This is a genomic window from Streptomyces sp. NPDC107528, from assembly GCF_055639295.1.
The window spans coordinates 1-22552 of sequence record NZ_JBVKAV010000006.1 but is presented as its reverse complement, the minus strand read 5'-3'; the positions used below and the strand labels follow the sequence as shown (position 1 = coordinate 22552).

Below are 22552 nucleotides of genomic sequence, written 5' to 3'. Positions count from 1 at the left end.
GGCAGCCCCCATGACCGTCCAGCTGAACCACACCATCGTCGCCGCGCACGACAAGAAGACCTCGGCCCGGTTTCTCGCCGACATCCTGGGCCTGGAGGTGAGCCCGCAGTACGGCCCCTTCATCCCGGTCGAGATCCCCAATGGTGTGACCCTGGACTACCTGGACTCGCCTGGCACCATCACGACGCAGCACTACGCGTTCCTGGTGTCGGAGGACGAGTTCGACACGATCTTCGGCCGGATACGGGAGGCCGGCCTGACGTTCTGGGCCGACCCGTACCACCGCCGTCCCGGCGAGATCAACCACAACGACGGCGGTCGCGGAGCGTACTTCGATGACCCGAACGGCCACAACCTGGAGATCCTGACGAGGCCGTACGGCAGCGGCGACTGACGCCCCGCGCTGAAGCACCGCACCGAGCCTCACCCCTGATACGGCGGCATGACCCCCCAGTTCCACCTGGGCACCGGCTGCTCCGCCGGCGGCACCGCGTCCGGACCGGAGAAGTACACCGCCAGCCGGGTCCCCCACTCCACGTACGCCAGGAACGCCGAGCGGAACTCCGCGTCCGTCGGCAGGCCGGACTCGTCGGCGGCGTCCTGGATGAGGTTGACCCAGCGGCGGCGCTGGGGCTCGGTGATGCCGCGGCCCATGTGCTTGGCGACCATGTGGCCGTGGCCGCCCTGGGTCTCGGAGTAGGCGGGCGGGCCGCCGAAGACCTCGCCGAGCCACAGGGCCACGTGTTCGGCGTGAGCCGGGTCGAGGTCGGCGAACAGCGGGGCCAGGAGGTCGTCCTTGAGGACCTTGTCGTAGAACGCCGAGGTCAGCCGGGCGAACGCCTCGGCGCCGCCGGCCCAGGCGTACAGCGTCGGCACCGACGCGCCCGCGCCGCGTACCGTCGTCGGCTTGTAGTGGCGCATCTCCTGGATGTGCGGGATGTAAGGGCGGATCTCGGCGAGGAAGTCGGGGAACAGCTCCGACTCGCGGAAGCCCTCCATGTGGTCCTGGCTCGACGTCCAGGTGATGCGCAGGATGAAGTGCTCGAAGTCGTCCTCGCAGCGGGTGAGTTCGTAGTCGACGCAGTACGGGGACGCGGCGAGCTGGATCGCGGCGCGGGTGTAGGCGGCCAGGAACTCGGCCGACTTCTGCTCGGGGATGCGGTACCGGATGTATTCCACCGTGTGAGCCGTCATGGCCTCACGGAAACACGAACCGCCCGCCGGAAGCTGCACTTCCGGCGGGCGGTTCGCTATCGGCTCAGCCGACTATTTGTGGCTCACTTGCCGTAGTACGCGTTGTAGATCGAGATCGTCGACTTGTTGCCCTTCTTGTCGGCGACCTTGGCGTGGAAGGAGACGGCCTTCCCCTTCGCCGGGTTCTTCACGGTGATCTTGCCGTTCTTGACGTCGAGCTTCTTCCAGGTCTGGCCGTAGTCGTACGACACGTACACGTGCAGCGACTTGAGGTTGCTGCCCGAGGCCGCGCCGACGACGGTGACCGGGAACGTCACCTTCTTGTCGGCCTCGACCCGGCTGTCCGGCCCGGTCCTGGCGCCGAAGCGGACCGTGGAGGCCGGGAGCGTGACCCGGTCGGCGGTCGACTTCTTGGAGCGGAAGGTCCAGCTCGCGTCGATCCGCGTGGACGCGGCCGCGACCTTGACGCTGCGCTTGACCGAGGTCGTCAGCTTGTACTCGGCGTCCGCGGCCGGAACCGTGAAGGCCTGCTCGCCGAACAGCGGGTCGTCGTTGGTGGCGAGCTTGGTGCCGTTGCGGTACAGGTTCGTGGTCACCGCCGTGAAGTCCGACGAGCCGGCGTGCTTGTTCGCGTCGGCGAACAGCGGCAGGAGACCGTAGAGGTCGTTGCCCTGGCGGAACAGACCGAATTCCTTGTTGATGTGCGGGCCGAAGACCGCCGTGTTGAAGGTCTTCGTGTAGCTCTGGCCCGCCTTGAAGGTCTGCGGCGTGCCCAGCGTGTAGAACGCGTCGGTGACCGGGAAGCCGTCCGCGTCCTTGCCGGCGTACTGCTGGAAGTCCCATGTCCACTGGACCTTGTCCGACGTCGACAGGTACAGCGTCCGCGAGCCCGGCAGTTTCTGCTCGACCGGCGCGCCGAACACGACGTCCTCCGGGAAGACCCCCAGGGGCATCAGCGAGCCGCTCTTGCCCGGAGCCGAGGCACCCAGGTCGTTCTTCACCTTGGCGAGCTCGCCCGCCTTGAAGTGGCGGACCTTGTCGCCCTGGATCTTCTTGACCTTGGCGGTGGTGGCGACGTCGTACTCGGCGGCGTCACCCTTGGTCCACTGTCCGTTCCAGGTCTGGGTCAGACCGCTCGGGATCTCCGGGCCGAGGTGCGCCAGGCGCAGGTCGGCGAAGGAGGCGAGGGCGGTGCCGATGCCGATGCCCGCCGGGGCGTAGAAGTAGTTCGTGCCGGCGAGCACCTGCTTGGCCTGCGCGTCCGGCACGGTGATGTCGGCCGACTTGGTGGTGCGGGCGTCGACCGTCACGGAGGTGTTCTTGGTGACGCTCAGCTTCGGCTGGACGACCCAGTCGAGGCCGCCCTCGAAGTTCACCCAGTCCTTGGCGATCCAGGCATCCATCAGATACGTGCCCTTGGGCAGCCGCATCTTGGTCACGCCGGACTCGGTGACCGGCACCTGGAAGCCACGGTCCGTCGCCAGACCCGAGTAGCCGATCAGGTCGGTGAGGTACTCGGGGGCCGGCTTGCCGTCCCTGCCGATGTGCTTGACGGTGACGTCGTACGACTCGATCTCACGCTGCACCGCGGCGGCCGTACGGACGCTCTGCCCGCCGCCCGTCGCCGTCACGTACGCGGAGTAGGCGCCGTCGACCGTGCCGCCCAGCCTGGTGTCGACGGTGAAGCCGACGGAGGCCTTGCCGCCCGCCGGGACCGTCACCTTCGTCGCGCCGAGCTTGAAGAACCCGGCCGGAGCCGCCTGACCCTTGGGGTCGGTGGCCGCCGCGGCGAGCTGGAGCGTGACGTCCTTCGTACCGAGGTTGCGGTACGTCAGCTCCTTGGTGACGGGCTTGTCGTCGGTGTGCGGCCACGCCTGCGTGCCGAAGCTCACCGACACCGGGTCGGCGATCACGTCCTGCTTGATGGCCTTGTCGACCTGGATACGGCCCGAACCCTGCTGGAACGGCGTGTACTTGCCGCCCTTGGTGGAACCGGTGAGGGCACCCTTGAGCTCGGTGTACGTCCAGTCCGGGTGCTGCTGCTTGAGGATCGCCGCGGCGCCCGCGACATGCGGGGTCGCCATGGACGTGCCCTCGATGGTCAGGTAGCCGGGCGGGTTCTCGCCGACCTCCTGCTCGATGAGGCTGCCCTTCGCGGACGCCGCCGTGATGGCCACGCCGGGCGCGGTCACGTCCGGCTTGATCGCGCCGTCGCCGAGCCGGGGGCCGGTGCTGGACCAGGGCGCGAGGGCGTCCTTGTCGTCGACGGCACCGACCGTGAGCGCGGCGTCCGCGCTGCCCGGCGAACCGACCGTCTCCGGACCGGAGTTGCCCGCCGCGATCGCGAAGAGGATGCCCTTCTCGGCGGACAGCTTGTTGACCGTCGCCTCCAGCGGGTCGATCTCCGGGGTGTCGCCGCCGCCGAGGCTCATGTTGACGACCTGGGCGCCCTGTTCGGCCGCCCACTCCATGCCGGCGAGGATGCCGGAGTCGTCACCGAAGCCGTTGTCGTCGAGGACCTTGCCGTTGAGGATGTCGGCGCCGGGCGCCACGCCCTTGTACTTGCCGCCGGACTTGACGCCGGTGCCCGCCGCGATGGACGCGACGTGCGTGCCGTGGCCGACCTTGTCCTCGGCGGTGGCGGCGGGGGTGAAGTTCCTGGCCGCGACGACCTGGTCCTTGAGGTCCGGGTGGGTCGCGTCGACGCCGGTGTCCAGGACGGCGATCTTGACGCCCTTGCCGTCGTAGCCGGCAGCCCACGCCTTGGGGGCGCCGATCTGCGCCACGGACTTGTCGAGGCTGGCCTTGCGGACGCCGTCGAGCCAGACGTGCGCGATGCCGGAGGCCGCTTTGTCGCCGTTGGTGAGCGCGTCCCACAGTTCGGTCGTGTCCCGGTGCGGGGTCTGCACCGCGTCCGCGTTGAGGGACTTCAGGGTCCGGCGGAGCTTGCCCGCGTCCCGGACGTCCGCCTTGGCGCCGGCGGCGGCGCCCTGGTAGCCGACGATCACCTTCAGGCCCTTGGCCTGGGAGGCGCGGCTCGCGGACTTGTTGAGCTCGGAGATGTCGAACAGTCGCCGGTCGAGCCGGCCGGTGGCGACCAGCCGGGCCGCGTCGGCGGGTATGACCAGCGTGCGTCCGTCGACCTCGCGGATCTGTACGGGTATGTGCTCGCGCCCCTTCGCCCGCTCCATGCCGACCACGCGGCCCTTGGAGTCGACGGAGACCCGGTCACCCGTGATCAGGGTGATGCGGTGGGGGGACGTGAGCGAGGCAGCGGCGCCGGACGGGCGCTGCTCCGGTTCGGCCCACGCCGGGCTGGTCATTCCCGCGGCGAGGGCGACGGCGGCGGCCGTGGCGACAGAGGCCGCGCCTACTCTTTTGAATTGTCTGCGCAAGTTTCCCCCTTGCAGAAGGTCCGGGCGAATTACCCCGTTCACCCGGCCGGAGGAGGTCCCGTACGCATGCGCGCCGCCCCCCGGAATACGGAGTATGCCGAGGGGCGATCAGACACCTCAAGAGATGAGAAGAAGGTAAGAAGCACACCGGCCGACTGTTACGCGACGGCGCGAACTCCGTTACCCAGTCGCCGGGTTACGCCCCCGCGTTCTCCTTGACAGTGATCCGCCCCTTGCGGATGGTCGCCAGCCGCGGGGCCTTTTTCGCGATCGCCGAGTCGTGGGTGACCATGATGAAGGTCAACCCGAGCTCCTTCCACATGCGTTCGAGTACGTCCATGATCTCGTCGCGCATCGACTCGTCGAGATTTCCGGTGGGTTCGTCGGCGAGCAGCACCTTGGGCTGCTTGACGAGCGCTCTGGCTATCGCGACGCGTTGCTGCTGGCCGCCGGACATCTCGGACGGGAGGTGTCCGAGCCGCTCGCCCAGGCCTACGGAGTTCAGCGCCTCGGCGGCCCGTTCGCGCCGCGCCTTCGCCTTGACCCCGAGGGGGACGAGGGCGGTCTCCACGTTCTCCTGTGCGGTGAGGGTGGGGATGAGGTTGAACGACTGGAAGACGAAGCCGATGTTCTCGCTGCGGACCTTTGTCAGCCGGGTCTCGGAGAGCTTGGCCAGGTCGGTGCCGTCCAGCACGACCTCGCCGGAGGTCGGCCGGTCCAGGGCGCCGATCATCTGGAGCAGGGTGGATTTGCCGCCGCCGGTGGGGCCCTGGATGACGAGCCGGTCGCCGTCGGCGATGGTGAGGTCGACTCCGTCGAGGGCGTGGATGGACTCCTTGCCGCGGGTGTAGCGCTTGGTGACGCTTCTGAGTTCGTACATGGGGTGCTCCTGAGTGGGTCCGTCGGTTCGGGGGTGGTGCGCATCGTCTTCGGCTGCGGGTTGGTGGGGGCTGGTCGCGCAGTTCCCCGCGCCCCGGGGGGCGGGTTGCAGTCCCGTCGGCCGCAGCTGCGGCGGTCCGCGGCTACGCCGGATGTGAGGTGGCGGGTAGGTCGGCTGCCACCGCCCGCCCGGCGCCGGTCGAGCAGCGGCCCGTTCCAGCCGGCGGGACTGCAACCCCCAAGGCGCGCGGAGAACTGCGCGACCAGCCCCCACTACCCGCAGGCGGCACGGGTGGCGCGGCGGCACCCCGCCCGGCCGCAGCAGCACCCGCCGCCGACGTCGGCTACTCGACGCGCCGCAGTGCGTCCGCCGGGCGCAGTCGTGATGCGCGCCAGCCGCCGAAGGCGCCCGCGATCAGCCCACCCGTCACCGCCAGGCCGACCGCCAGGGCGACCGTCGTGAGGCTCACCGGTGCCGTCAGGGCGACGTCGAGTGTCGTGTTTGCCGTCTGCCGCCCGGGGCCCCCGAAGCCGCCCCCGCCCGGGCCGCCGCCCGTGCCGCCACCGCCACCCCCGCCCAACTGGGCTTGCAGCGTCGGGCTGATGGCCGTCACGACGTACGCTCCCGCAAGGCCGATCGCGATGCCCAGTGCGCCGCCCAGCAGCCCGTTCACGATCGCCTCGCCGACCACCTGCCGGGTCACCCGGCCCGACTTCCAGCCCAGCGCCTTCAGCGTGCCGAACTCCCGTACCCGGCGCGACACCGCGGAGGAGGTCAGCAGCCCGGCCACCAGGAACGCGGCGATGAGCACCGCGATGGAGAGCCACTTGCCCACGCTGGTGGCGAGGGAGGACGCCGTGGACAGGGAGCCGGACACCGTGTCCGCGAGGTCCGCGGAGGTCGTCACCGTCGTACCGGAGATGTTCTTCTGAATCGCCGACTTGACGGCGTCGATCTGCTGGGAGTCGGACGCCTTGACGTAGATGGTGGTGACCTTGTCCTTCGCGTCGGCGAGCGTCTGCGCCTGCTTCAGCGGGATGTACAGGTTGGCCGCCGCGTCGCCGCTGTCGGGCGTGGCGATGCCGATCACCGTGAACTTGGTGCCCTTGACGGTGACGGTGGAGCCGACCTTGAGCTTCTTCTCCTTGGCGTAGGAGGTGTCGGCGACAACGACCTTCGCGTTGGTCTCCGCCGACTTGAACGTACGACCGCTGGTGACCTTCGAGGAGGTCAGCGGGCCGAGCGCCGGCTTGGTGACGTCGGCGCCGTAGACGGAGTAGCTGTTGACGTCGAAGTCGGCGCCGCCGCCCCGTACTTCGCCCTGCGGCTGGCTGCCGCCCCCGCCCTGCCCGGCCCCGCCGCCCTGCCGGCCCCCGCTGCCGCTCTGGTCCTGCTGGAACTGCCCCCGCGTGAACTGCCCGCTGACCTTGACGACCTGAAGGCTCAGCCCGCCGACGGCGTCCGAGACACCGCTCTGCGCACCGACCTCGGTCACGGTCGAGCTCGCGAGCGTCTGGAAGCCCTGGACCATGACGCGGTCGGTGGACTGCTCCTCGTCGGAGCCGTCGTCCCGGGCGTCGAACTGGAAGCGCGGCCGCTCGGAGCTGCTCGCGGCCGGCTCGGCGGCCTTGGTGACGGTCATGTCCGTGCCGAGGCCGTACAGGGACTGCAGGACCTTGTCCTGGGCCTTGCTCATGCCGGAGGACACGGAGTTGACCACGATGACCAGCGCGATGCCCAGCGCGAGTCCGGAGGCGACGACGAGGGCCGCCTTTCTGCGGCGGCGCAGCTCGCGCCTCAGGTAGGTGAAGAACATGCGCCGCAAAGTAGGTACGGCGCGTGATGAAGGGATAAGGCCGAAATAAGAGATGGATGAGAAGGCTGGGAGCAGCCCCTAAACACCGGTGCCGCCCCTGGGGGCGGCACCGGTCAGTTGTGCGGGGACTGTGCGGCGACTGTGCGCGCGGGACGGATCAGACGGCCGAACCGGCCTTCCACTGCGCCCAGTCCATGTTCCAGCCGTTGAGGCCGTTGTCCGGCGCGATCGTCTTGTCGCCGGTGTTCTGGACGACCACGACGTCACCGACGATCGAGTTGTTGTAGAACCAGTAGCCCGCGGTGCCCTTGTCGTTGGCGCCCTTGGTGTCGGACAGGCCCACGCAGCCGTGGCTGGTGTTCACGCTGCCGAAGATGGACTTCGCACCCCAGTAGTTGCCGTGGATGAAGGTGCCGGAGCCGCTGAGGCGAATGGCGTGCGGCACGTCCTTGATGTCGTACTCGCCCTTGCCGTCGTCGTCCGTGAAGCCCACGGTCGCGCCGTTCATGCGCGTCTCCTTGAACTTCTCGGACATCACCATGACGCCCTGGTAGGTCTTGTTCTCCGGGGAACCGGCCGAGATCGGGATGGTCTTGATGGTCTTGCCGTCCTGCGTGACCTTCATCTGCTTGGTCTTCGCGTCGACGTAGGAGACCTGGTTGCGGCCGATCTTGAAGGTGACCGTCTTCTCCTGGACGCCGTAGACACCGTCGGCGCCCTCGACCCCGTCCAGGGCCATCTTCAGGGTGACGGTCGAGCCCTCCTGCCAGTACTCGTCGGGCCGGCAGTCCATGCGGGTGTCGTTGAACCAGTGGCAGGCGACTTCCTGGCCGCTGGTGGTGGAGACGGTGACGCCCTTCTGGACGGCGGCCTTGTTGCTGATCGACTTGTCGAAGTTGATCGACACGGGCATGCCGACGCCGACGGTCGAGCCGTCCTCCGGCGTGAAGTAGCCGAGGAAGCTGTTCTTCGGGGAGACCGTGGTGAAGGAGGCGTTCTCGTGGGCGTCCAGGCCCTTCGTGTCCTTCGCGGTCACCGAGATCTTGTAGGTGGTCGAGCGCTCCAGCTGGGCGCTGGGCTTCCAGCTGGTCTTGTCGGCGGATATCTCGCCCTCGACCGCGGCGCCCTCGGCGGTGGTCATCGTCACCTCGGTGAGCGTGCCCTTGCTCACGGTGACGGCGGCGGAGTTGTTGATGGAGGCGTTGTCGGTGCCGTCCTCGGGCTTGATCTTGATCTGGGCCTCGGAGGTCTTCTTGGCGGCCGCCTCGTCGACCTTGGCCTGCGACGAGTCGCCCCCGTCGCTGCCGGAGGCACTGTCGTCGCCGCCGGAGCAGGCCGAGAGCACCAGGACACCGCCGAGCAGTGCGGACGCGACCGTCAGGCCCTTGCGCCGCCTACTGTTCGTCATCACACGCTTCTCCATCTTCCCGAATCCCCAGAACCCCGAGAGTCCCCGTCAAGAACCTTCAACGCTACGACCGGTTCGTCCCGTTCCACATTCCCCGCATGTGTGGGGCACACCACGTCTGCTGAGGCAGGTGGTGCGGGTTTCGGTCAGTGCGCCCCATGAGACGACGAAACCCCGGGCGGCGGTTGCCGCCCGGGGTCACGATTTCCCCAAGACGCCTCAGCCGGCCCGCTCGGCCACTTCGCGGTCGAAGTCCTCCTCACCATCATCCTCGCCGAGGTCCCACTCCGGCGAATCCGGGTCGTAGTCGATCCGCTCGCTGGACCAGGAGGCCTGTGCGAGCTCGACTCCGGGCACCTCGCTGACCAGGTCGAATGGATCAACGAGATAGGCGAGGGCCTCGGCAGTGTCTTCCGTCACAGCGGCTTCGGCGTGGGCCCGTTCGTCGACCGGCATGGTGACGTCGTCGGCGATCCGCCGCAGGGCGGCCTTGGTGACGGCGTCCCGCTCGTCCACTTCGAGGACGAGCTCCACGCGAAGCCGTACAAACCGTGATGTTTCTGCAGTACTCATGCCCGGAGAGTACGGCCCTTTTCTCCCGTGACTTTCCCGTGACCCGCGACTTTCACTAACATCGCCCCACACGGCCAATTCGCCAGCGCCACAAGGGGATCGATATTCCGTGTCCGCCGCTCATCGATCGACGTCCACCGCACGCCGATCGCTGCTGACCGCCACCGCCGCGGGAGCCCTGCTGGGCGCCCTGTGGTTCGTACCCTCCGCGAACGCCACGGGCGACGGACCGGCGAGAACGGAGCCTTCGGCGATACCCACGGCCCAGGTCACCCAGCAGGCACGGGCCGCGTCCGCGAGCGCCGACGACAGCACCGGGGACGGCACCCGGCTCGCCGACACCGGAAGCTTCGACACCACGCCGTACATCGTCGGCGGGACCGTGTTCCTCGCGCTGGGCGCGGGCTTCGTCGCCTACTCGGTGCGCCGGGAACGCCTCGGCTTCTGAATTCGCTTGACGATTCCTTCACATCGGCTTCATAGTCCGCCCATGAAGAGATCATCGGGCGTGCGTGCAGCCGCCACGGTTGCCGTGAGCGCACTGTCGCTCGCCCTTGTCACGGGTTGCGGTGGGGGGTCGGACGACTCGAACGGGTCGGACGGGCAGGCCGCGAAGGCGCTCAGCGCCGCGGAGTTGAAGAAGGCGATCATCGCGCAGGGCGATGTCGAGGGATACGAGGTGGACGCGTCCGGCAAGCAGTTGCCGAAGTCCAAGGACCAGATCAAGAGCAGCGAGGCGCAGTGCACGCCGCTGGCCTACGCCATGGGCGGGCTGCCGCCGGGCGATTCGGCTTCGAACGCGGCCGTCATGTCCCGCGAGAAGAAAGAGAAGCCCACCGACAACGCCTCCAAGTCCCTCGAGGACCTGAGCGAGGGCGAGATCGAGGACTCTCTCACCGACGCGATGAGCCTCAACATGACGGTCGTGGGCCTGTCCTCGTACGACGGTGACGGCGCCACCGAGACCTTCAAGTCCGTGTCGGACGCGGTGAAGAGCTGCTCCGGCGGCTTCCCCGTCACCATGCAGGGCAGCGACCAGAAGCTCACCAAGATCACCGCGGAGAAGGCGTCCGGTGCCGGTGACGAGTCCGTGGCGTTCACCGCGGTCAGCGAGCAGGACGGCGACACGGGCACCACGCACATCGAGGTGGTGCGGCACGGCAGCACCATCGCCACGTACTACACGATCAACCTCGGCCTGATGTTCACGGACAAGCCGTACGACGTCCCGGCCGCCCTGATCGACGCGCAGAGCGCCAAGCTGAAGTAACCCGCTCAAGAATCAAGCCGGTCAGACACATCGGGGCCCTGTCGGTCGTACGACAGGGCCCCTTCGCTTGTCACTGGAGCGGGCCGGTGACCTTCTCCGCGGCAGCGACCAGCTCCCCGGCGCGCACGAACGCGTCGGCCGCGGCGAGGTCGGGTGCCAGGAACCGGTCGGGCCCGGCGCCCTGGACCCCGGCGTCCCGTACGGCGTCGATGACCGCCTGCGAGGCCGGCGCGGGGGCGAGCCCCTCCCTCAGTTCTATGGCGCGGGTGGCGGCGTAGAGCTCGATGGCCAGGACGCGCGTGAGGTTGTCGACGGCGGTACGGAGCTTGCGTGCGGCCGACCAGCCCATGGAGACGTGGTCCTCCTGCATGGCGGAGGAGGGAATCGAGTCGGCGGACGCCGGAACGGCCAGCCTCTTCAGCTCGCTCACCAGTGCCGCCTGCGTGTACTGGGCGATCATCAGCCCCGAGTCGACACCGGCGTCGTCGGCCAGGAACGGCGGCAGCCCATGGCTGCGGTTCTTGTCGAGCAGCCGGTCGGTACGGCGCTCGGCGATGGAGGCGAGGTCGGCGACGGCGATGGCGAGGAAGTCGAGCACGTAGGCGACGGGCGCCCCGTGGAAGTTGCCGTTGGACTCCACACGTCCGTCGGGCAGCACGACCGGGTTGTCGACGGCGGAGGCGAGTTCCCGCTCGGCGACGAGCCGTGCGTGCGCCAGGGTGTCCCGCCCGGCGCCGGCGACCTGCGGGGCGCAGCGCACCGAGTAGGCGTCCTGGACGCGGGGCGCGTCGTCCTGGTGATGCCCGGTCAGCTCCGAACCCTTCAGCACGGCGAGCATGTTGGCTGCGGAGGCGCCCTGCCCCGGGTGCGGCCGGATGGCGTGCAGTTCGGGCGCGAGCACCTTGTCGGTCCCGAGCAGCGCTTCGAGGCTGAGTGCGGCGGTGACGTCGGCGGACTTGTAGAGCGCGTCCAGGTCGGCGAGGGCCATGACGAGCATGCCGAGCATGCCGTCGGTGCCGTTGAGGAGGGCGAGCCCCTCCTTCTCACGCAGTTCGACGGGGGCGATGCCGTGCGCGGCAAGCAGCTCACCGGCGGGCCGCACGCTCCCGTCCGGACCTTCGGCGTCCCCCTCCCCCATCAGGGTGAGGGCGCAGTGCGAAAGGGGAGCGAGGTCACCGGAGCAGCCGAGGGAGCCGTACTCGTGGACGACGGGCGTGATCCCGGCGTTGAGCACGTCGGCCATGGTCTGCGCGACCTCCGGCCGTACTCCCGTGTGCCCCGAGCAGACGGTCTTGAGCCGCAGGAACATCAGGGCCCGTACGACCTCCCGCTCCACCCGCGGCCCCATCCCCGCCGCGTGCGAACGAACGATGTTGCGCTGCAGCTGCGCCCGCAGCTCCTGGCTGATGTGCCGGGTCGCCAGGGCGCCGAAGCCGGTGGACACGCCGTAGACGGGCTCGGGCTTGGCCGCCAGCGCATCCACGATCCCGCGAGCCGCAGCCAGCGCCGCGACCGCCTCCTCCGACAGCTCGACCCGGGCCCCACCCCGCGCCACGGCAAGGACGTCGGACGCGGTGACCCCGGACGTCCCCACCACCACAGTGTGCATATCCATATTCAGGAGCGTACGCAGTGAAGACGAAGATGTCACTAGTGGGTGAGGGGTACACCCCTTACACGCCGGTCAGCACATCCAGCCGGTCACGGCAGCCGCCCCCGGAACCGCCGCCGCTCCACCGCCCCCTCCCCGGAGGGCTCCGCGTCGGCGAGGCGTACGACCGGGTCGTCCGGCCCCTCGCGCCCGGCGATCACGGGCCTGTCGGACAGTACGGCCTTGGCCTGGTACTGCGCGGCATCGGCCAGCCGGAACAACCGCCGGGCAGAACGCACGGCCCCGATCGGATCCTCCGTGGACGCGACCCCGCACGCCACCCCTTCCCCGAGCTCCAACTCGGCGGCCCGACGACACAGTTCATCCGCGGCTTTCACCACGTCGTCGGCGGCCGGCCCCACGGCCAGCAGACAGAACTCGTCGCCGCCGAGCCGCGCCGCGAGAGCGCCGGGCAGCATGGCGCCGCACAACGACAGAACCGACCCGAACCGCTCCAGCAGACGGTCACCCACCGCATGCCCCTGGGTGTCGTTGACCCGCTTGAGCCCGTTGAGGTCACAGACGACGAGGCTGACCACGACCCCGTCCCTGCGATGCCGCTCGATGGCCTCCTCCAACCGCACATCGACGGCACGCCGGTTGGCGAGCCCGGTGAGCGCGTCGGTGAACGCCAGCCGCCGCGCCTCCTCCAGCCGCTCACTCTGCGCAAGGCCCGCGGCCACGACGGAGGCGAGCACGGTGGCGAAGTCGGCATCCCCGCGGTCGAAGACGGGAGCCCCTGCGGACCGGGCCACGTAGAGCTCGCCCCACGCCCGCCCGTTCAGCACGATCGGCGCTACGACACAGCACCCCCGCCCCCGCCGCCGCAGGGCGGCGACCCGCTGGTGGCAGTAGCCGGGCTGCCCGGCGGCGGGACCTTCGGCCGTCTCCACCCAGGCGTTGGGCTCCCCGCCGGCGGCCCACCGCTCGTGCAGGAACTCGGTGATCTCCGGGAACTGATGCACGGGATAGGCCTCATCACCGGGGAACTCCTCCTCCCCCTGGGTGCGGTCCCCGACGTTGACCAGCACCCGCAACCGCCCGAGCTCCCGCTCCCACACCGACAGCGCGGCAAAACTCCCGGCCAGCGCCCGACACGCCCCAGACGCCGCAGCCCGCCAGGACTCCCGCGGGGTGTGCACCGCCGCCATCCCCTGCGCCAACGCCACTACGGCCGCGAGCCGTGTGTCCTCGCCCATCACTCCAGGTTAGGGAGGTTTGCCATGATTTGGGACTTTGGTGTGGCGAACGGGGAGCTCAGCGCCGGCCCGCAAGCCGAAAGACACCGTCACTCCGCCCGGCCACCCTCACTCGCCGGGCCACTCGGGCTTCCGCTTCTCATTGAACGCGGCCACCCCCTCCGCCCGGTCCCCCGAGAACGCCGTGGCCCGCCAGGCCGCGTCCTCGACCTCAAGGCCGGCCCTCAGGTCCATGCCGTGCCCGACCCGCAGCGCCCGCTTGGCGGCCCGCAGCCCGACCGGCGAGTTCACGGCGATCCGAGCCCCCAGGGCCAGCGCCTGTTCCCGGTCCTGCCCCGCTTCCACCAGCTCATCCACCAGCCCGAGCTCCCGGGCCTCGACGGCCTCGACCCGGCGCGCGGTGAAGATCAGCTCCGCAGCCCTGGCCGCGCCCACCCGCCGCGGCAGCAACTGCGTGCCGCCACCCCCCGGAATCACTCCGACCGACACCTCGGGCAGCCCCACCACGGCCGTACGGTCGGCCACGATCACATCGCACGACAGCGCCAGTTCGAAGCCGCCCCCCAACGCGAAGCCGTGCACCGCCGCGATCGTCGGCACCGGCAACTCCAGCACCCCCGTGTACGCACCTCGCGCCACCGGCCGCTGCCGCACCAGATCCGCATCGCTGAAGGAGTTCCGCTCCTTCAGATCCGCACCGACACAGAACGCCCGCTCATGCGTCGAGGTCAGGACGACGGCCCGTACGCCGTTGTCCGCACCCAGTGCCGCACACGCCCCCGCGATCGAACGGGCCATCTCCGTCGACACGGCGTTCATGGCCTTGGGCCGGTCGAGTACGAGCTCCGCGACATGTCCGGGCCCGTGCCTGCGCACCAGCACGAACTCCCCGTACCGCTCCTCACTCATGACACCCTCCGGTTAACGCGGGTTAACAACACTCGCCCCGATCATCGCAGCCGGACCCCGCCGGGGAAAGGCCCACCGCGAGCGGTTCCCGAGTCGAGTCCCGACACCCCGTTCGAGTGACATCCCGCCCAACTCCCGCCCTACCGCCAACGACAGCACATAACGTGCGCGAGCCACAGCGCATTGGGGGCGCGAGCGCGTTGGGAGGGGTCGTGATGGGTGTGACGGCGGAAGGACCGCAGGCCAGAGGCGCGGCGGCGCGGAGTGCCGAAGCGAGCGAGGCACCGGCGGACACCGAGGCGGTCAGCCGCCTCTTCGGCCCCCGGGGCCGCCATCGCCGGCCACGCCCCCGCAAGGTCCTCCTCGCGGCGGGAGGCCTCGCCCTGGCCGCCGGCGCGCTGAGCCTCGTACGTCTGACCCCCGACTCCGGCGTCACCGGCCTCGGCGCAGCGGAAGCCGACCCCACCCCGGTCCCCGGTACGGACACGGACGGCGCGACCAACGCCGCCGCCACGATCCCGACGACCACCCCGAAGCCGAGCCCGGCAGCGACTTCCGCCATGGGCGGCCTGGGAACAACACCGACGACGGGCACCATCGTCGTACCGACCACGAACAGCCCTGCCACCACGCCGCCCAACGGCCGGGGGCGCCCCGCGGACGACGCCGCGGCGCCCACTCCCGCACCGGACCCACCGGCCACGACCGGGCAGGCGCAGCAACCGGCCCCGGCCCCCACCGAGATCCCGACCCCGAGCCAGACCGCATCGAATCCCCCGGCCCCACGGCCGGACGACTCCGACGACGGGAGCGTGTGCATCCCGATCATCGGCCTCTGCGTGGACCACCTGGCCGGCGGTGGCTGAACGGCGCTCAGTCCGCCGGCAACGCCCTCCGCGTCAACAGCCAGGGCTCGACGACCCCAAGCCCTCGCACCGGCCTCTGCCACATCGGCTGCAGCGCGAACCGGTACACCGGCGACTCCTCGCCTTCCTTCTCCGCCGCGAGAGCGGCCTCCGCCGCCTCCGCCTCAGAGGCCGGGGCCTCACCCGATCTGATGAGCTCCTCGGCGAACGCACTGTCGACGAGGACGGCGTCACGCGGAGCTATCGACGTCAGGCGCGAGGCGAGGTTCACGGTCGTACCGAAGACATCGCCCATTCGGGTGGTCACCGTGCCGAAGGCGATGCCGACGCGCAGCTCGGGCATCGTCTCGTCGTTGGCCATCGTCTCGATGAGCCGCAGGGCGATCTCCGCGGCGACCGCCGCGTCGTCGGCCGAGAAGAGCACCTCGTCGCCGAGCGTCTTGACCAGTCGCCCGCCGCGCGCGGCCACGAGGTCGGCCGCGGTGGTCTCGAAGGCCTCGACGAGTTCGCCGAGTTCCTCCTCCTCCATCCGGCGGGTCAGCCGCGTGAACCCGACGAGGTCCGCGAAGCCCACGCACAGCCGCCGGTCGACCATCTCCTCGTCGTCGGCGGCCTGCACGACCCGGCCGGTCGCGGCGGCGAGCTGGCGGCGCCAGACGTAGACGAGGAACTCCTCCAGTTCGGGCAGGAGCAGCTCGACCAGGGGATACGTCACCTCGGTCCGCGTCATCCCCGGCTCCGGCGGCTCGGTGAGTCCCTCCAGGAACGAGTCGATCTGCCAGTCGGCCAGACGCGCGGTGGTCTGCCCGGTGGATCTGGCCACCTGCACGGCCATGGCCTCGCTGAGCAGCCCCGCCTCGACGAGACCGGCGAGGCGCCTGAGCGCCAGGACGTCGGCCTCGGTCAGCGCCTTGGCCTGCCCGATGTCGGCGAAGCCCATGGCCCGCCAGAACCGGGACGCCAGCTCCATGGAGACACCGGCGCTACGGGCCGCCTGAAACGGGGTGTAGCGCCGCTCGGCACCGAGGATGAGCTGTTCGAGGCGCAGCGCGAGCGGATCCTCGCCGGGGTCGGCGTCGGGGGAATCCACCCGGCCGTCCTCGCCCGCGCCGGAGCCCGTGTCGTCGACGGTCACGCCTGCTGCCCTTCCGATCTGCCGCGGTCAGTAATCGACCGGCCTTCACTTTACGGCAGGTGTGGGCCACCTCACTCCGGAAGCCCGGTAGGCGAAGTCACGCCAACCTCAAGTGCACGATGTCGCCTGCTCCCACCGGCTCCTGCACGCCCTCAGCCGTCGCCAGCACCAGCCGCCCGTCACCGTCGATCGCGACGGCCTCCCCCATGATCGACCGATGTCCCGGCAACTCGGCCCGCACCACTCTCCCCAGCGTCGCGCACCCCGCCGCGTACGTCTCCTGGAGGCCGCTCACCACCGGATCCCCGGTCGCGGCCCGCCACCGTCCGTACCACTCCTCCAGCGAGCGCAGGATGCCCCGCAGCAAGGGATCCCGGTCCGTACTCACGGCTCCGGCGAGGGCCAGGGAGCCCGCCTGCGGCACCGGGAGCTCGTCCGCACGCAGCGTGACATTGATGCCGACGCCGATGACCACACCCTCGTCACCGGCCCGCTCCGCCAGAATCCCGCCGGCCTTGCGTTCCTCGCCGCCGACGGTCACCAGCAGGTCGTTCGGCCACTTGAGTGCCGTGTCGACGCCTGCCGCGCGCGACAGGCCCGTCGCCACGGCGACCCCCGTGAGCAGCGGCAGCCAGCCCCAGCGGGCCGCCGGCACCTCCGCCGGGTTCAGCAGCACGGAGAAGAACAGCCCCGAGCGGGGCGGTGCCGTCCAGGTGCGGTCCAGGCGGCCCTTGCCGGCCGTCTGCTCCTCGGCGACCAGCACCGAGCCCTCGACCGCCTTGCCGTCGGTCGCCAGGCCCACCAGGTCGGTGTTGGTGGAGCCGGTGCGCTGCACCACCTCCACCTCGCGCCACAGCCCGTCGTCCCGGATGAGCCCGCGCCGCAGTGCGGCGGCGTTCAGCGGTGGACGGTCCAGGTCGGACCAACGGCTGTCGTCTGATGCATCTCGCGGCGTCATGCAAGCCACCCTAGGTGTGTGAAACGCCGCACTGCTGATTCGCAGGCCCCCCACTACTCTACGGATGAGTAACCGTCCCCCCTTTTGAGCAGGCAGGGAGCGCCATCCCGATGTCCGAGCCGGAAGAGCGTCACGAGATCCAAGAGTCCCAAGGGATCGACATCCACACCACCGCGGGCAAGCTCGCGGATCTCCAGCGCCGTATCGAGGAAGCGACGCACGCCGGCTCCGCACGCGCCGTCGAAAAGCAGCACGCCAAGGGCAAGTTGACGGCCCGTGAGCGCATCGACCTCCTCCTCGACGAGGGGTCCTTCGTCGAGCTCGACGAGTTCGCCCGGCACCGCTCGACCAACTTCGGCCTGGAGGCCAACCGCCCGTACGGCGACGGTGTCGTCACCGGGTACGGGACCGTCGACGGCCGCCCCGTCGCCGTGTTCTCGCAGGACTTCACCGTCTTCGGCGGCGCGCTGGGCGAGGTCTACGGCCAGAAGATCGTCAAGGTCATGGACTTCGCGCTGAAGACCGGCTGTCCGGTCATCGGCATCAACGACTCCGGCGGCGCCCGCATCCAGGAGGGCGTGGCCTCGCTGGGCGCGTACGGCGAGATCTTCCGCCGCAACACCCACGCCAGCGGTGTGATCCCGCAGATCTCGCTCGTCGTCGGGCCCTGCGCGGGCGGTGCGGTCTACTCCCCCGCCATCACCGACTTCACGATCATGGTCGACCAGACCTCGCACATGTTCATCACCGGCCCGGACGTCATCAAGACGGTCACCGGCGAGGACGTCGGCTTCGAGGAGCTGGGCGGCGCGCGCACCCACAACTCCGCCTCGGGCGTGGCGCATCACATGGCCGGCGACGAGAAGGACGCCATCGAATACGTCAAGCAACTGCTGTCGTACCTGCCGTCCAACAACCTCTCCGAGCCCCCGGCCTTCCCCGAGGAGGCCGACCTCACCCTCACCGCCGAGGACCTGGAGCTGGACACGCTGGTCCCGGACAGCGCGAACCAGCCGTACGACATGCACGCGGTGATCGAACACATCCTGGACGACGCCGAGTTCTTCGAGACGCAGCCGCTGTTCGCGCCGAACATCGTCACCGGGTACGGACGGGTCGAGGGCCGCCCGGTCGGCATCGTCGCCAACCAGCCGATGCAGTTCGCCGGCTGTCTCGACATCGCCGCCTCCGAGAAGGCCGCGCGCTTCGTGCGCACCTGCGACGCCTTCAACGTCCCGGTGATCACCTTCGTCGACGTGCCCGGCTTCCTCCCGGGCGTCGACCAGGAGCACGACGGCATCATCCGCCGCGGCGCCAAGCTGATCTACGCCTACGCCGAGGCGACGGTCCCGCTGATCACGATCATCACCCGCAAGGCCTTCGGCGGCGCCTACGACGTCATGGGCTCCAAGCACCTCGGCGCCGACCTCAACCTGGCCTGGCCCACCGCCCAGATCGCCGTCATGGGCGCCCAGGGCGCGGTCAACATCCTGCACCGGCGCACCATCGCCGAGGCCGAGGCGGGCGGCGAGGATCTGGAGGCGGTGCGGGCGCGGCTGATCCAGGAGTACGAGGACGCCCTCCTCAACCCCTACGTCGCGGCCGAGCGCGGCTACGTCGACGCGGTGATCATGCCGTCCGAGACGCGCCGCCATGTCGTACGCGGTCTGCGTCAGCTGCGCACCAAGCGGGAATCCCTGCCCCCGAAGAAGCACGGCAACATCCCCCTCTAGGCCTGCTGGGAGCCGTCATGAACATCAAGGTCCTGCGGGGCAACCCGACACCTGAGGAGCTGGCCGCCGCACTGGCGGTGGTCCGCGCCCGCGCCGCGGCGGCAGCAGCCACGCCGCCCGGCGCACCCAAGCCGCGGGACGGGTGGTCGGACCCGTCCCGCATCGCCGCGCACCGGCTGCCGCAGCCGGGTCCGTCGACGTGGGCGCGCACGTACTGGCCCGGCTAAAGGGCCGTTGACACGGCTTCGGCCATCACCTCGTACCCGGCGTCGTTCGGGTGCAGGTGATCGCCGAAGTCGTACGACGGACGCAGCCGGTCCGGGTCCGCCGGATCGGCCAGCGCACGGTTCAGGTCCACCACCGCGGTGTACTCCCCCGAGTTGCGGATCCACTCGTTCAGCTCGTGACTCACCTTCGCCGCCCGCTCGCCCCAGTGGTCCGAGCCCCCGAACGGCAGCAGCGTCGCCCCGATCACCCTGACTCCCGCCGCCCTGCCCTGCCGTATCAACTCCCGGTGCCCGGCGATGAGTTCCCCGGCCTCCAGCACCGGCGCCGGTTTGTAGGTCGGCTGCTCGTCCGTCTCGCTGAAGCCGATGTCGTTCAGGCCGAGCAGGACGACGAGCGTGTCCACGCCCGGCCGGTCGAGGACGTCCCGGCGCAACCGGTGGACACCCTTCTCGCCGTACCACGCCGAGTCGTTGAGCAGCAGGTTCCCGCCGATCCCCGCGTTCAGGACCGGCCGGCCCGTGCGCTCGGCGAGGACGTCCGACCAGCGCCGGTCCGCGCCCGGCGTCGACCCGAACCCGTCGGTGATCGAGTCACCGAAGAGGGCGACGGCGTCCGTACGGCCCGCGTCGACCTCCACGGCCGACAGGAAGTACCACGACTCGGTCGCCGCGTCGAAGCCCTCGCCGCCGGGCTCCGCGGACCGGTCGCCCTCGCTCCGGTAACCGGTCGTGAAGGCCTGGGCGTGGAAGGTCGCGGGGCCGGTGGCGGTGTCGAAATGGAGCGTGACGGTCACCGACTCACCGGCGGCGACGGCGAGGGGAACGTCGTCGCTGACCAGTTCCCCGCGCGCGGGGATCTCGGCCTCGCCGGCACCCCCGAAGGTGAGCCGCGTGAGCGAGCCCGGCTCCACGGCTGCCCCGGCGGCCGTACGGCCCACGCTCGCACCCGCGATCCGGACGGGCGACGTGCCGTACGCGTGGGAGAGCCGCACCCGCACCCGGCCGCCCCCCGCCGAGAGCCGCACGACCTGCCGTAGCGACTGGCGCCAGAAGCCCTCGCGGGACCAGTTGGGTGTGAAGCCCTCGCTGGGCAGCTGAGGTGATGCGGTCCAGGAAGTGGTGAACATGGCACAACTCTCCAAACGGAACTGGAATCCCTTTAGCTAATGGAACAGTAGCACCATTTAGGGGAAAGTTGAGTATGCGTACTCAGGCGCCGCCGCGAACCGCCGACCGACGATGGAAGGCATGCTGTGGTCCGACCCCGAGAACGAGCCGCCCGAGGAACTGCGCGAGACGCAGGAGATGTTGCGGCGGCTGGGCGTTCTCATGGCGCTGGCCATGGTGCTCACGATGATCGTGCTCGGTCTGAGGTGAGTCCGGCCGGGCACGCCGATACGCTGACCGCATGACTGATCAGCCCCGTCGCCGGCTCGTCCTCGCCTCCCAGTCCCCCGCCCGGCTGAATCTCCTGCGCCAGGCCGGCCTGGTTCCCGAGGTCATCGTCAGCGGCGTCGACGAGGACGCCGTCACCGCGCCCACCCCCGCCGAATTGGCCCTGGCCCTGGCCGAGGCGAAGGCCTCCGTCGTGGCGGCGAAGCCCGAGGTCATGGGCGCGATCGTGATCGGCTGCGACTCGGTCCTGGACCTGGACGGCCAGGCCCTGGGCAAGCCGGCCGACGCGGAGGAGGCCACGGCACGCTGGAAGTCGATGCGCGGCCGGGCGGGCACGCTGCAGACCGGCCACTGCGTCTACGACACCGCTACCGGCCGGTACACCTCGGCCACCGCCTCCACCGTCGTCCGCTTCGGCGAGCCGACCGACGAGGAGATCGCCGCGTACGTCGCCTCCGGCGAACCCCTCTACGTCGCCGGGGCGTTCACCCTCGACGGCCGCTCGGCCCCGTTCATCGACGGCATCGACGGCGACCACGGCAACGTGATCGGCATCAGCCTGCCGCTGGTGCGCCGGCTGCTGGCGCACCTGGGCATCGGCATCACGGAGTTGTGGGCGCCGGCGGAGGCGTGACCGGAGAGCCTCCCGCCGGGGAGCCTGCTGCCGGGGAGCCGTCGCCACCCCTGCCCCCGTCGGGAGCGGCGTCGGCGGGCTCCCCCGCGGCGCCGTGGGCGTCGTACGTCATGAGCAGCAGCACTATCAGGCCGAGCACGACGACCATGAACAGGAACGCCGTCCAGCCCACCAGGCCCCAGGCGAAGGCGCCCAGCAGGGCGTGCACCACGGCCGCGCTGATCAGCAGGATGCGGCCGAAGCCGGCCGGGGCGCGGTCGCGCACGGCCACGAGCAGGGCGACCAGGCCGCACAGCGCGAAGTAGGCGCCGAAGACCAGGCCGCCGACCTTCGAGGACACCGACATCACGTTCGGGTCGAGCCCCGCCAAGGACATGTCCTGACGGTCGACGACGACCCCGAGGAACCAGTTCACAGCGGCGATGCCGAGCGCCTCCGTGAAGAGCACGACCGCCACCACCCACGCCACCGGCCTGCGCACCACCGGGCCCCACCCACTTCCGAGCTCCGCGCTGTTACCCCAAGTACGTTCAACTACATCGCGAACGCTACTAACGGGTAAACCCCGGGACAAGGGTTCGGTCGAGGGCAAAGAATCATTGGGCCATTCGTAGGGATTCCACAAAGAAACCGAGTGGCCCGCAGCACGTGATGACAGAGACCTTGACCACAGAGGAGGGCTAGGGTTTTCCGGGAGAGACCTGCGTGCCGTGGCGCGACATGGGATTTCGCAGGTCGAGCGAGCCTGGAATCACGCTCCGTGTGGGCAAGCTCACCACTGGGGACGGGTCGATGTGGCGTGTCGGCAGTCCCTAAACTCGGCTTGTTTCAAGGAGGGAGCCTCAATCGTGCGCAAGGTGCTCATCGCCAACCGTGGCGAAATCGCTGTCCGCGTGGCCCGGGCCTGCCGGGACGCCGGGATCGCGAGCGTGGCCGTCTACGCGGATCCGGACCGCGACGCTCTGCATGTCCGCGCTGCGGATGAGGCGTTCGCCCTGGGCGGTGACACCCCGGCAAGCAGTTATCTGGACATCGAGAAAGTCCTGAACGCGGCGCGCGAGTCCGGCGCGGACGCCATCCACCCGGGCTACGGCTTCCTGTCGGAGAACGCCGAGTTCGCCCAGGCCGTCCTGGACGCCGGCCTGATCTGGATCGGCCCGCCCCCGCAGGCCATCCGCGACCTCGGTGACAAGGTCGCGGCCCGGCACATCGCTCAGCGCGCCGGCGCCCCGCTCGTCGCGGGCACGCCCGACCCGGTCTCCGGCGCCGACGAGGTCGTCGCCTTCGCCGAGGAGCACGGCCTGCCGAT

General features: G+C 70.1%; 22 protein-coding genes. 9 read left to right on the top strand and 13 right to left on the bottom strand.

The features are described 5' to 3' along the window. Window positions 1-10 precede the first annotated feature (10 nt). Window positions 11-394 carry a VOC family protein gene (locus ACZ7L5_RS19910; RefSeq protein ID WP_471518147.1) on the top strand — a complete coding sequence of 128 codons (384 nt, stop codon included), beginning with the start codon at window positions 11-13 and terminating at the stop codon, window positions 392-394. 29 nt (window positions 395-423) lie between these two features. Here ACZ7L5_RS19910 and ACZ7L5_RS19905 read toward each other — a convergent pair whose 3' ends face one another. From ACZ7L5_RS19905 to ACZ7L5_RS19880, 6 genes are all read right to left on the bottom strand, one after another. Next, window positions 424-1194, bottom strand: a complete 771-nt coding sequence (locus ACZ7L5_RS19905) for a globin domain-containing protein (protein ID WP_471518146.1) — start codon at window positions 1192-1194, stop codon at window positions 424-426. An 83-nt stretch (window positions 1195-1277) separates the two neighbouring features. Continuing rightward, window positions 1278-4517 (bottom strand): S8 family peptidase, encoded by a 3240-nt coding sequence (locus ACZ7L5_RS19900; RefSeq protein ID WP_471518469.1) that lies wholly within the window; start codon window positions 4515-4517, stop codon window positions 1278-1280. A 268-nt stretch (window positions 4518-4785) separates the two neighbouring features. Continuing rightward, entirely contained in the window at window positions 4786-5469 is a 684-nt protein-coding gene (locus ACZ7L5_RS19895) for an ABC transporter ATP-binding protein (RefSeq protein ID WP_362380838.1), read from the bottom strand. A 343-nt stretch (window positions 5470-5812) separates the two neighbouring features. Beyond that, window positions 5813-7285, bottom strand: coding sequence for an ABC transporter permease (locus tag ACZ7L5_RS19890; RefSeq protein ID WP_471518145.1), 1473 nt, complete (start codon window positions 7283-7285; stop codon window positions 5813-5815). A 157-nt stretch (window positions 7286-7442) separates the two neighbouring features. Then, complete coding sequence (locus tag ACZ7L5_RS19885) at window positions 7443-8708, bottom strand: L,D-transpeptidase (protein WP_467484170.1); 1266 nt, start codon at window positions 8706-8708, stop codon at window positions 7443-7445. 204 nt (window positions 8709-8912) lie between these two features. Continuing rightward, complete coding sequence (locus ACZ7L5_RS19880; protein ID WP_328879664.1) at window positions 8913-9266, bottom strand: hypothetical protein; 354 nt, start codon at window positions 9264-9266, stop codon at window positions 8913-8915. Between the two features lie 109 nt (window positions 9267-9375). Here ACZ7L5_RS19880 and ACZ7L5_RS19875 point away from each other — a divergent pair, with 109 nt between their 5' ends. Next, the gene (locus ACZ7L5_RS19875) at window positions 9376-9714 is read left to right on the top strand and encodes an LAETG motif-containing sortase-dependent surface protein (RefSeq protein WP_328879665.1); all 339 of its coding nucleotides are present in this window, start codon (window positions 9376-9378) and stop codon (window positions 9712-9714) included. Window positions 9715-9756: 42 nt separating this feature from the next. Beyond that, window positions 9757-10536 (top strand): hypothetical protein, encoded by a 780-nt coding sequence (locus tag ACZ7L5_RS19870; protein WP_471518144.1) that lies wholly within the window; start codon window positions 9757-9759, stop codon window positions 10534-10536. 70 nt (window positions 10537-10606) lie between these two features. On the opposite strand, the gene hutH is transcribed toward ACZ7L5_RS19870, so the two are convergent. The 3 genes from hutH to ACZ7L5_RS19855 all read right to left on the bottom strand — a co-directional run bounded on the left by hutH (window position 10607) and on the right by ACZ7L5_RS19855 (window position 14295). After that, window positions 10607-12145, bottom strand: coding sequence for a histidine ammonia-lyase (gene hutH, locus ACZ7L5_RS19865; protein ID WP_471518468.1), 1539 nt, complete (start codon window positions 12143-12145; stop codon window positions 10607-10609). Window positions 12146-12237: 92 nt separating this feature from the next. Beyond that, complete coding sequence (locus tag ACZ7L5_RS19860) at window positions 12238-13386, bottom strand: GGDEF domain-containing protein (protein WP_471518143.1); 1149 nt, start codon at window positions 13384-13386, stop codon at window positions 12238-12240. A 108-nt stretch (window positions 13387-13494) separates the two neighbouring features. Further along, a complete protein-coding gene (locus tag ACZ7L5_RS19855; protein ID WP_471518142.1) occupies window positions 13495-14295 on the bottom strand; it encodes an enoyl-CoA hydratase/isomerase family protein in 801 nt (266 codons plus the stop codon). 215 nt (window positions 14296-14510) lie between these two features. On the opposite strand from ACZ7L5_RS19855, the gene ACZ7L5_RS19850 reads away from it, so the two are divergent. Then, window positions 14511-15161, top strand: a complete 651-nt coding sequence (locus ACZ7L5_RS19850) for a hypothetical protein (protein WP_471518467.1) — start codon at window positions 14511-14513, stop codon at window positions 15159-15161. Window positions 15162-15168: 7 nt separating this feature from the next. Here the strand turns inward: ACZ7L5_RS19850 and ACZ7L5_RS19845 are convergent, their stop codons facing one another. After that, window positions 15169-16296, bottom strand: coding sequence for an adenylate/guanylate cyclase domain-containing protein (locus tag ACZ7L5_RS19845; protein WP_328879669.1), 1128 nt, complete (start codon window positions 16294-16296; stop codon window positions 15169-15171). A 97-nt stretch (window positions 16297-16393) separates the two neighbouring features. Beyond that, a complete protein-coding gene (locus tag ACZ7L5_RS19840; RefSeq protein WP_365061134.1) occupies window positions 16394-17254 on the bottom strand; it encodes a biotin--[acetyl-CoA-carboxylase] ligase in 861 nt (286 codons plus the stop codon). 110 nt (window positions 17255-17364) lie between these two features. On the opposite strand from ACZ7L5_RS19840, the gene ACZ7L5_RS19835 reads away from it, so the two are divergent. Together ACZ7L5_RS19835 and ACZ7L5_RS19830 are read left to right on the top strand one after the other, a co-directional pair. Then, window positions 17365-18987: an acyl-CoA carboxylase subunit beta gene (locus ACZ7L5_RS19835; protein WP_471518141.1), complete on the top strand. Its 1623-nt coding sequence runs from the start codon at window positions 17365-17367 to the stop codon at window positions 18985-18987. A gap of 17 nt (window positions 18988-19004) precedes the next feature. Continuing rightward, window positions 19005-19214: an acyl-CoA carboxylase epsilon subunit gene (locus tag ACZ7L5_RS19830; protein WP_328879672.1), complete on the top strand. Its 210-nt coding sequence runs from the start codon at window positions 19005-19007 to the stop codon at window positions 19212-19214. Here the strand turns inward: ACZ7L5_RS19830 and ACZ7L5_RS19825 are convergent. Then, entirely contained in the window at window positions 19211-20341 is a 1131-nt protein-coding gene (locus ACZ7L5_RS19825; protein ID WP_471518140.1) for an SGNH/GDSL hydrolase family protein, read from the bottom strand. The two genes, ACZ7L5_RS19830 and ACZ7L5_RS19825, sit on opposite strands and share 4 nt — an antisense overlap. A gap of 121 nt (window positions 20342-20462) precedes the next feature. On the opposite strand from ACZ7L5_RS19825, the gene mmpB reads away from it, so the two are divergent. Next, window positions 20463-20591 (top strand): morphogenic membrane protein MmpB, encoded by a 129-nt coding sequence (gene mmpB / locus ACZ7L5_RS19820; RefSeq protein ID WP_328424162.1) that lies wholly within the window; start codon window positions 20463-20465, stop codon window positions 20589-20591. Window positions 20592-20622: 31 nt separating this feature from the next. Then, complete coding sequence (locus ACZ7L5_RS19815) at window positions 20623-21243, top strand: Maf family protein (protein WP_363037954.1); 621 nt, start codon at window positions 20623-20625, stop codon at window positions 21241-21243. On the opposite strand, the gene ACZ7L5_RS19810 is transcribed toward ACZ7L5_RS19815, so the two are convergent. Then, on the bottom strand, window positions 21212-21727 hold the full coding sequence (locus ACZ7L5_RS19810; RefSeq protein WP_471518139.1) for a hypothetical protein: 516 nt from the start codon (window positions 21725-21727) through the stop codon (window positions 21212-21214). The genes ACZ7L5_RS19815 and ACZ7L5_RS19810 overlap by 32 nt on opposite strands. A gap of 364 nt (window positions 21728-22091) precedes the next feature. On the opposite strand from ACZ7L5_RS19810, the gene ACZ7L5_RS19805 reads away from it, so the two are divergent. After that, a partial coding sequence (locus ACZ7L5_RS19805; RefSeq protein WP_471518138.1) for a biotin carboxylase N-terminal domain-containing protein occupies window positions 22092-22552 on the top strand: 461 nt, incomplete at its 3' end.